3 protein-coding genes are annotated in these 9804 nt (G+C 65.7%); all 3 read left to right on the top strand.

The features are described 5' to 3' along the window. Positions 1–19 precede the first annotated feature (19 nt). From AB0I81_RS43590 to AB0I81_RS43580, 3 genes are read left to right on the top strand one after another with little or no spacing between them, the layout of a single operon-like run. Positions 20–4717: a DEAD/DEAH box helicase family protein gene (locus AB0I81_RS43590; protein ID WP_360670474.1), complete on the top strand. Its 4698-nt coding sequence runs from the start codon at positions 20–22 to the stop codon at positions 4715–4717. Then, positions 4714–6618 (top strand): ATP-dependent helicase, encoded by a 1905-nt coding sequence (locus AB0I81_RS43585; RefSeq protein ID WP_360670471.1) that lies wholly within the window; start codon positions 4714–4716, stop codon positions 6616–6618. The genes AB0I81_RS43590 and AB0I81_RS43585 overlap by 4 nt, the downstream gene beginning before the upstream one ends. Further along, the gene (locus AB0I81_RS43580; protein ID WP_360670468.1) at positions 6602–9802 is read left to right on the top strand and encodes a helicase-related protein; all 3201 of its coding nucleotides are present in this window, start codon (positions 6602–6604) and stop codon (positions 9800–9802) included. The genes AB0I81_RS43585 and AB0I81_RS43580 overlap by 17 nt, the downstream gene beginning before the upstream one ends. Positions 9803–9804: the final 2 nt, after the last annotated feature.

Below are 9804 nucleotides of genomic sequence, written 5' to 3'. Positions count from 1 at the left end.
TCGCTGGGAGACAACTGCCGTGAGCAGCGAAGAGTCCTCCGTCCTAGAGGTCATTCTCCGTCAGACCGCACGCGTGCTCGAGACCTACAAAATCGATCTCGGCCTGGTGCTGGAACACGCGAACGGGGAGCGCCGGATCAAAGAAGGCGGCTACGGCGACCGGCAGATCTACGAGCTCGTTCAGAACGGCGCCGACGAGCTGAGGAATGACGCCGGTGGTGAGATCGCCGTGGTGCTCACCAACACCCATCTGTATTGCGCGAACCAGGGAACCGCTATGACCCCGCAGGGGGCGGACACCATTCTGCGCATGGGAGTTTCCCGTAAGCGCGGCGGTCAGATCGGGCGGTTCGGCGTCGGGGTGAAGTCCGTACTGAGCGTTACGGACGTGCCCGAGTTCTTCAGCAGGGAGGACGACAGCAGCTTCGGATTCGATCGGGAGTGGGCCGGGCTGGAGATCAGGCGGGTCCAGCCCGGGGCGACGGAGACGCCAGTGCTCCGCATCGCCCGCCCGCTGGACCGAGATCGGGCGATCGCGATCGACCCAGTCCTCAAGGAGCTGCTCTCCTGGGCCACGACGGTCGTACGGCTGCCATTGAAGCCCACCGCCATCCCACGACTGGCGAGGGACCTCGACGAGTTCCCCGCAGAGTTTTCGCTGTTCTCCCCGCATGTCGGAACGGTGACCCTTGAGAAGCGGCTGTCCGGACAGGTCTCCAAGCGGCAGATCTTCCAGCAGGCGGACGGTGATCAGCGCACCCTGCAGGAGGTCCTGTCCGTCGCCGGCACGGACGAGCGTGAAACAACCGAAGAATGGCGAGTCTTCACCCGCGCGTACTCCCCATCTGTCAAGGCTCTGGAGGAGGCCGGCGAGCTCCACGACCGCCCCGAAATCGACATCGCATGGGCGGTCCCCAGGGTGGAAGGGCGGCGTACGCGTGGGCGGGGGCAGTTCTGGGCCTACTTCCCGACGAACTATTCGACGACGCTCCGCGGCATCATCAACGCACCATGGAAGACAAGCGAGGACCGGCAGAACCTGTACGCGGGCAATCAGTTCAACACTGAGCTGCTCGATAAGGTGGCGGAGCTCGTGGTGAAGTCCTTCCCGCTGCTCGCGCGCCCCGAGGATCCCTCGGCGTACTTGGACTCCGTTCCGGCCCGTGGTAGCGAGGAACCGCAGTGGGCGGCCAAGGCGCTCGTGGAGAAGATCTGGGTCATTGCCGCCAGGAGCCCCATTTTCCCCGATCAGAACGGAAACTTCGGCTCGCCGGCAGAGGTACGTCTGCACCCGGATGGGCTGCAGCCGGAGTGGCTGCAGTGGTGGGGTGAACACGCCGGGAGGCCGGTGAATTGGGTCCATCACTCGGTGGAGGCCGCCAAAAACAGGCACCGACGGGACAGCGCCAACCGAATCCTCACCGAAGCAAAGATTCCGGCCGCGACGGTCAAGGAGTGGCTGGAGGCCCTCGTCTCCGATGGCTCTCCGGAAGCTTCGGCACGGGCCGTGCTCATCGCCGCGGATATGAAGCGGCACATGCACGCGCAGGCCGGGGATGCCCTACGGGCCAGGATCGTGCTTACCGAGTCGCTCGGCCTGGTCGCTCCCTCCACGCAGATCTTCCGCCGATCCGCCATGGACGGGCTTGCCGACAACACGCTCTACGTGGACGAACGCGTCTACTCCGGGAACGAGGTCATCGCCCGGGCGCTGGACATGCTCGGCATCCACGAGGCGGATCATGTCGGTCGATTCGCCTCCGTCGTGGAGCGTGGGTTCGCCGGATACAACGATCGTGACTGGGTCGCGTTCTGGGATCTGGCACGCCTGGCCGGCCCCGGCGGCGTCCGCGCCGCGTTCGACGGCCGCGGTATCAACACCGCGAAGGAACTCAAGGTCAAGACCCTGAAGGGCGACTTCCGACGGATCAGGGATTGTCTGCTCCCCGGTCGCGTGGTCCCCGGTGACGGTTCCCGCGACAAGCAGGTCGCGGTGGATATGACCTTCCACCGGGAGGATCGCGCGTTTCTCCCCAGCCTCGGCCTGCTGGAGGTCCCCGTCAGCAGCGCGAATCCCGAAGGGGAGGAGTGGTTCGAGGGCTACAAGGAGTATTACTGGAAGCAGTACGTGGGCAAGCTTCCGGCGCAGGAGGCCCGGCCCACCCTCGCCAAGATGCAATTCGAAGGAACGAACCCGGCCGGGCCGCTGCACCTTTTCACATCCCTCTCACCCGAGGGTCGTGCGGCTTTCCTCAAGGCTCTTCCGGCGGGCGGGGCCGTGGCCAACTGGGTCATGCAGCCCGGCAACAAGGGTGTGGCGAGTCGCAGGACAATCGCCTCGCCGGTGCGGTGGCTCGCGCGCAAGTATGGCTATCTTCAGACCTCAAGAGGATTGAGGACCATCGCGCGCTGTGTCAGCCCCGAGCTGAGTAACCACAGGGACGTGCTCCCGGTCGCCGACGTGTCCCTCAGTGTCGTCTCCATGTTGAAACTGCCCCACTCCCTGGACGAGCTCAAGGAGACGCTGTGGGCGGAACTGGTTGAAGAAGCCTCCTCATCCACCGACGACACCTTCCCGGGCAAGGTCTATGCCTTGATGTTCGAAGTCGAGGTTGACTTTCCGGAGGGCGCCACGACCCGGTGTCGGGTCGGTGACGAGTGGCGCAGCGATGTCGAGGACAAGGACATCGCGGTGACCGCGGTTCGCTCCGAATACGAGGCTCTCGTGCGAGAGAGAGTGCCGGCTCTGCTGGTTCCGACCGACTCTCTCGCCGAGACGATGCGGGAGGCGTGGAACATGCTCGCGCCGTCGGACGCGATCCAGAAGGAGATCCGCCATGCCGCGGAGGCAGATGCCGTACTGCTCCTGGAGGAGTTTCCGTATCTGAAGACGATTCGACGCCCACAGGTCGAGGGGTGGTCGGCGCTCAGGTGCGACGAACTGGAAGAAGTCATCCGGACTCCCAATGGCATGCGCACCCAGTCCATCTCCGCGGCCGCCCTGCCGCAGGAACACCTGGTTCTCGTCCGGATGCCCGCGGACGACCTGCAGGTACTCAACGCGGTCGACCGCGTCCTCAAACTGTCTCTCGGTTCCGCGAACTGCAAGAGTGTTCTCGACCGGCGTGAGCTGGAGCGTAACAACGAGCGTGTCCGATTGGTCCGGCAGACAGAGAGCCTGACCGAGAAGCTGGTGCTGCTCGTGGGAGCAGAGCCCTTGAAGAATGGACTTCCCGAGGGCCTGCTGGAAAGTGACGGAGCCGGAGAGGGTGCCGTCCGCAGCGAGCAGCGCATTGCCGAACTGGCGCACAACGCCTATGGAACCGAGGTTCTGCGGACCTACCGCAAAGATATCGAGGCCAGGTTCCCCCAGCTCGCCGCCAACTTCCGCGGCGACGGCACATCCATGCGCATCGTCAATGACCTCGGCTTCCCCGGCGAGTACGCGGGAAGCAAGGGAGAAACGCTGCCGCCGCTGGAGAGAATCCCCGGCCCCACCGCCTTCCCGAGACTCCATGACTATCAGGAGAGGCTGGCGCAGAAGGCCGTGGAGTTGTTGACCAAATACGACGCACCGCGTGCCATGCTCTGCCTGCCGACCGGTGCCGGTAAGACCCGGGTGGCGGCGGAAGCCGTCATTCGGGTGATCAAGGAACGCGGTTTGGGCGGGCGGCCGGTGCTCTGGATCGCGCAGAGCAATGAGCTGTGCGAGCAGGCGGTCCAGAGCTGGTCCTTCGTCTGGTCCAAGGTCGGGCCGTCCGAGGAGCTCGTCATCAATCGGCTCTGGTCGACCCGTGAGGCGGCCCCCAGCACGGACACGGCGCAGTTGGTCGTCGCCACCGACGCGAAGCTCAGTGTCTGCCTCGACGCGCCCGAGTACGCCTGGCTCCGCGATCCCGCGCTCGTGATCGTGGACGAGGCGCATGCCTCGATCACCCGGCAGTACACCCGCATTCTCACGTCCTTGGGTCTGACGTTCCGAGAGACGTCCCGTCCTCTGCTCGGTCTGACGGCGACGCCGTTCCGGGGCTTCAACGAAAACGAGACCCATCGGCTGGTGGAACGCTATGGAGGAAACCGTCTTGACGACGGCATCTTCGGGAGTGGGGATCCCTACGCCGAGCTGCAGGATCTCGGTGTCCTGGCTCGGGTGGACCACCGGCAGCTCGAGGGCATGACGCTCACGCTCTCCGAGCAGGACCTGCGCGAGGCGGCGCCCTTCGACGGCGCGAGACTGCCCCCCGCGGTTGAGGAGAAGCTGGGGCGCGACATCGAGCGCAACCAGATGCTCATCCGCGAGATCAAGGCGTTGCCGGAAGACAGCCCGGTCCTGCTGTTCGCCACGTCCGTCAACCATGCGAAACTCATGGCCGCTCAGCTCAACGACCTGGGCATCAAGTCCGCGGCCATCGACTCCGCCACCCCGGACGCCGACCGACGCACGCTGATCGAGAAGTTTCGACGCAAGCAGATTCGCGTGCTCGCCAACTACGCCGTGCTGGCCCAGGGCTTCGACGCTCCGGCCACCGAAGTGGTCATCGTGGCCCGCCCCACTTACAGCCCCAACGTCTATCAGCAGATGATCGGGCGTGGCCTGCGCGGGCCGAAGAACGGCGGCAAGGAAACCTGCCTGATCCTCGACGTGGCCGACAACATCATCAACTATGACCGCCGGCTGGCCTTCACCCAGTTCGACTATCTCTGGAGCAATGAGTGAGCGGGGCGTACAGCGGGGTTCCGGCGCTCACCGCCGAGCAGCGGATCGTGGTCGAGCAGCCCGCCAACGCCCGGACCCTGGTGACCGCCGGAGCGGGCGCGGGCAAGACGCACACTCTCGTTCGTCGGCTCGACCGGCTGGTCGCCGAGGAGGACGTGAGCGCCGGAGAGATCCTGGTGCTCACCTTCTCCCGCGCGGCCGTACGCGAGTTGGGGAATCGCCTCGCTCGCCATGGTGAAGCCGCACGGCACGTACGAGCGCAGACCTTCGACTCCTGGGCGCTCAACCTGCTCCTGCAGGTGGACGCCGGAGAGAACTGGCTCGACAAGTCCTTCGACGCCCGCGTGGAGGGCGCGCGTAAGGCGATCGACGAGGGGCTGGCCGACGAACTCTATGAGCATGACCTCCGTCATGTCGTCATCGACGAGGTCCAAGACCTGGTCGGAGCACGACGGGATCTGGTGGAGGCGCTGCTGGATCGCTACGACTGCGGACTCACTATGGTGGGCGACCCGGCCCAGTCGATCTACGGCTTCACCGTCAGGAACGCGGCCGAGCGCAGGGGCGAGACCAACCGCTTCTTCGAATGGCTTCGCGGCACCTTCGGGGAGGAACTGACCGAGCTCAACCTCACCGAGAACTTCCGCGCCCGGATGGACGATGCCAGGATCGCGCTCGGTTACGGCCCACGGCTTCGGGCTCTGTCCGAAGCCGCCGGCGATGCCGGCGAGGCGAGCTACCGAGAGCTGCGCGACGTCCTCACCGGCGTCATGGACTTCGGCGGGTTCGACGAACTGGCCGCCGACGCTCTCCGCAGCTTTGGCGGCACCACCGCCATCCTCTGCCGGACCAACGGGCAGGCGCTGGTCGTCTCGGAACGGCTGCACGCGGTTGGCGTCCCGCATCGGCTCCAGCGCTCGGCGCGTGACCGTGTCGTCCCCGCCTGGCTCGCCCTTCTCCTGGCTCGATGCGATGCTTCGACACTGAATCGGAAGAGGTTCGACGAGCTGACCGCCGATGTGCCGCTGCCGGAGGGATCCGACGCCGACTCCCTGTGGCGGTTGCTGCGGCGAGCCGGCTCCGGGCGTGGCTCCGATCGGCTGCTGGATCTGGCCCGACTTCGCTCCTGGCTGGCCGCCGGTCGGTTGCCTGATGAACTCACCGCCCAACCACCCGCGAAGCTGGTGGTCTCCTCCTTCCACCGCGCGAAAGGGTTGGAGTTCGACCGGGTATTGGTCGTGGACCCCGGCCCGCTGCGGAGTGTGACCGCCAACAAGCGGAAGAAGGTCGAGAAGGACGCCGCCGAGGAAGCCCGGCTGCTCTATGTGGCCATGACGAGGCCGCGGGATGAGCTGTACCGCGTCGCGCCGATGGACATGGGCAACATCCGTGTCGATGACGGCACTGACCGGTGGGCACGCTACTTCTACCAGCACTGGCGGCGCGACGGCCTCGAACTGCTGGGCGGCGACGTCTTCACCGAATACCCCGCCGGCACGGTCGACTTCGACGCCGACGCAGCGGACGTCCAACACTATTTGGCGACCGCGGTACGCCCCGGCGACACGGTTGAGCTTGAGCGGCTCCATCCTGATCCGATCGGCCTGTCGGAGAGCCCGCCGTACCTGATCAAGCATCGGGGCAGACCGATTGGCACGGCCTCCGAGAGATTTCGGGCCGATCTCTACAAGTTCCTCAAACGGGGGCCGAACTTCATCCCGCGATCGTTCCCGTCCGTGATCTCCGGGATTCGTGTCGACGCGGTGGAGACCGTCGCCGGGAACGAATCCGCGGGCCTCCGCGCCGGGCTTAATCACCATGGCGTCTGGCTCGCACCGCGACTGGTCGGTCTGTCCACCTTCACCTGGGACAAGAAGGAACTCGATGTCGAAGCACAGTGAGCACTATGCCTTCCGGTTCGACCTCGTCGAGCGTCTTCGCCACGACATGGTCGGTCCGGTGGGCGAAGCGGACGAGGTTCTCAAGGATTCCCCGGTTACGTCCTATGCCGCCGGAGTGCTCTATCCCCGCCGCCGCGACAAGGCCGAACTGGTCGAGGAAATCGGCGAACGCGACGCCGATCTGTCCCCGGAGACCCGTGTCAAGGACGAGGTCCCCGACACGGGAGTTTCCCTGGCGAACGACCAGGCGCCGTCCTCGATGGGATTGACCTTCGGAGTGGACCCGGAGGTCTCTCCCACCATCACGGTGAAGGTGACAGCTGCCGTCTACGAACCGATCGACGGCGCCGGGCGGCCGGTGAAGGCCCAGCGTGCCGAGCGCCGCAGCACCGAAGAGCAGGACCTGCGTTGGCGCCGGCGGGAGTTGGAGCTGGATTCATATGTGGTGGATGTGCGGACCCCCGCTCAGCATGAGGAAATTCTCGTGCCGGGTGTCGAACTTCGGGTACGCGTGCGCCGGCCACAGAACGGGTCGGTTGCCGTCACTGTGGCGCTGCTCAACGTGTACGAGGTCGAAAAGTTCGGGATCCGGGACGCCTATTGCCTGTTCCAACCGCAGATTCGCGTCACGGGTGTGGATGGCGCGAAGCCATTCGTGGAGCGTCCCGTTCCCATCGGCGCCGATGAGGCGGAAATCAAAACCAACCGCCTGCTCTACCGGTTCGCCCCCAACTTCGCCGTCGGCCATGGCTGCGCGGTCGACTGGGACTGGGCGTCTCCGGCCCCCCGCGACGAGGCGCTGCTCACCAGTGCTCCCGCCGCGGTGGCCGCGCTGTGGACCGAGTTCGTCCCGATGAAGGAAGCGCTGCTCACCGACTCCAATCCGGAGATCGATGACTCGGCGCTCCGCATGATCGATCTGGCGCACAAGCCCGACGGGGAGATCCTTTCCGCGCTTCGCGGACTGGTGAATGGCTATCGCGCCTGGATCGCGGAACGCGCGGAAGAGTCGAGGCTGCTGGGCAACCCGGACTATGCCGAGGCGGCCAGAAAGCAGATCCGCCAGTGCGAACTGGCCTGCGACCGAATGACCTCTGGAATCGAGACGCTTCGGCGTGAGCCCCAGGTCATGACGGCCTTCCGGTACGCCAACGAGGCCATGGCCGTCCAGCGTGCCCGAACGAGCTGGATCAAGAAGCAGAAACAGGGCGCGCTCAAGGTGGCGGAGGGCAAGTGGCGTCCGTTCCAGATCGCCTTCGTGCTGCTCTGTCTGGATGGCGTCGTCGATCCCGATCACGATGACCGGCGGGTTGCCGACCTCCTGTGGTTCCCCACGGGTGGCGGCAAGACGGAGGCGTACCTGGGCATCATCGCGTTCACCGTCTTCCTGCGCAGGCTCCGCAAGCGTGAGGCGGGTGGCGGGGTCACCGCGATCATGCGGTACACCCTTCGGCTGCTCACCCTGCAACAGTTCGAGCGGGCGGCCGCCCTCATCTGCGCCATGGAGATCATCCGTCGCCGCATCCCGAAGGACCTGGGCGGGGAGACAATCTCCATCGGCATGTGGGTCGGCGCCGCCGCCACCCCCAACAAGCTCAAGGACGCCGCCGCCAGCCTCCGCAAGCTCCGCGACGGTGGCGAGCTGTACACGGAGAACCCGGTTCAGCTGCGCTTCTGCCCTTGGTGCGGCACGTCCATGGGACCGGACGAGTACGAGGTGGACGTCGCCGGCTCGAAGATGCGGATCTTCTGCGCCGACGAGAACTGCGAGTTCCACCATGAGCTTCCGGTCCACGTGGTGGATGAGAAGATCTACGCGGTCCGCCCCACGCTGATCATCGCAACCGTGGACAAGTTCGCCCAGATCGCCTGGCGTCCCGATGTCGCCGCGCTCTTCAACAGAGATCGGGACGGCACGGCTCCGCCGGAGCTGATCGTGCAGGACGAGCTACATCTGATCTCGGGTCCGCTGGGTAGCCTCACCGGCCTCTATGAGACGGCCGTTGACGTCGCCGCCGACCAGCCCAAGGTGATCGCCTCGACGGCGACCATCCGCCGGGCCAAGGAGCAGGGCAGACGCCTGTTCAACCGTGAAGTCGCCCAGTTCCCTCCCCCGGGGTTGGACGCCCGTGACTCCTGGTTCGCGGTGGAGACTCCCGCCGAGGACAAGGCGTCACGCCTTTACGTGGGGCTGCTCGCACCCAACACCAGTCAGGCGACCCTGTTGGTACGCGCGTACGCGGCCCTACTGCACCACGCGGCCCATATCGACGGCCCGGATTCGGTTCGGGATGCCTATTGGACGCTCGTGGGCTATTTCAACAGCCTCCGGCTCCTGGCCGCCGCCGAGCTTCAGGTGCTGGACGACGTCCAGGATCGGCTCAAAGTGCTGGCGGAGCGCCACGGCACCGAACTGCGGCGCCGTGAGCAACTCACCGAGTTGACCAGTCGCGTGAAGTCCAGTGATATCCCCGGGCGGCTCAAGGATCTGGAGCGCATGCTTCCGGACGAGACCGTCTTCGACGCGGTCCTGGCCACGAACATGATTTCCGTCGGTGTGGACGTGGACCGGTTGGGTTTGATGGCCATCATGGGGCAGCCCCAGACGACGGCCGAGTACATTCAGTCGAGCAGCCGCGTCGGCCGGCAACATCCCGGTCTGGTCGTCATGCTCTACAACGCGAACCGATCCCGGGACCGCTCGCACTACGAGAGCTTCGTGCCCTATCACTCGGCGCTCTACCGTCAGGTCGAGTCCACGAGCGTCACGCCATTCTCGCCACGCGCCCGTGACCGTGCACTCCACGCCGTCTTCGTGGGAATGGCGCGGCTCATCTACCCCGAACTCCGGCTCAATGGGGCGGCGGCAGTGGTGCGGAAGTACGAGAGCCGACTCGAGGAGCTGAAAGACCTGATCCTGGCCCGGGCGCGGGTGGTTGACGAGGATGAGGCGGACGGCGTCGAGAAAGACCTCAACGACCTCGTCAGCGAATGGACCGAACTCGCCGACGGTAACCCGGAACTCGTCTACGAGGCCAAGCCGCGATTCAAGCGGAGTGAGGTTCGCAACCCCGACGAGGCTCTCCTCTGCAACTTCACCGATACCGACCTCACCGAGGCCTGGCCCACTCTGTGGAGCCTCCGTGACGTCGACGCCGAGTCCGATCTTTACCTGGAGCGATGAGC

It is taken from the genome of Nonomuraea sp. NPDC050404, from assembly GCF_040655495.1.
Classification (GTDB): Bacteria; Actinomycetota; Actinomycetes; order Streptosporangiales; family Streptosporangiaceae; genus Nonomuraea.
The sequence above is the reverse complement of the archived record's forward strand: the minus strand, read 5'-3'. Positions and strand labels throughout refer to the sequence as shown.

Excerpts from the sequence above, each read along its gene's own strand:
- AB0I81_RS43580 (WP_360670468.1), top strand. The coding sequence starts at position 6,602 with ATGTCGAAGCACAGTGAGCACTATGCCTTCCGGTTCGACCTCGTCGAG.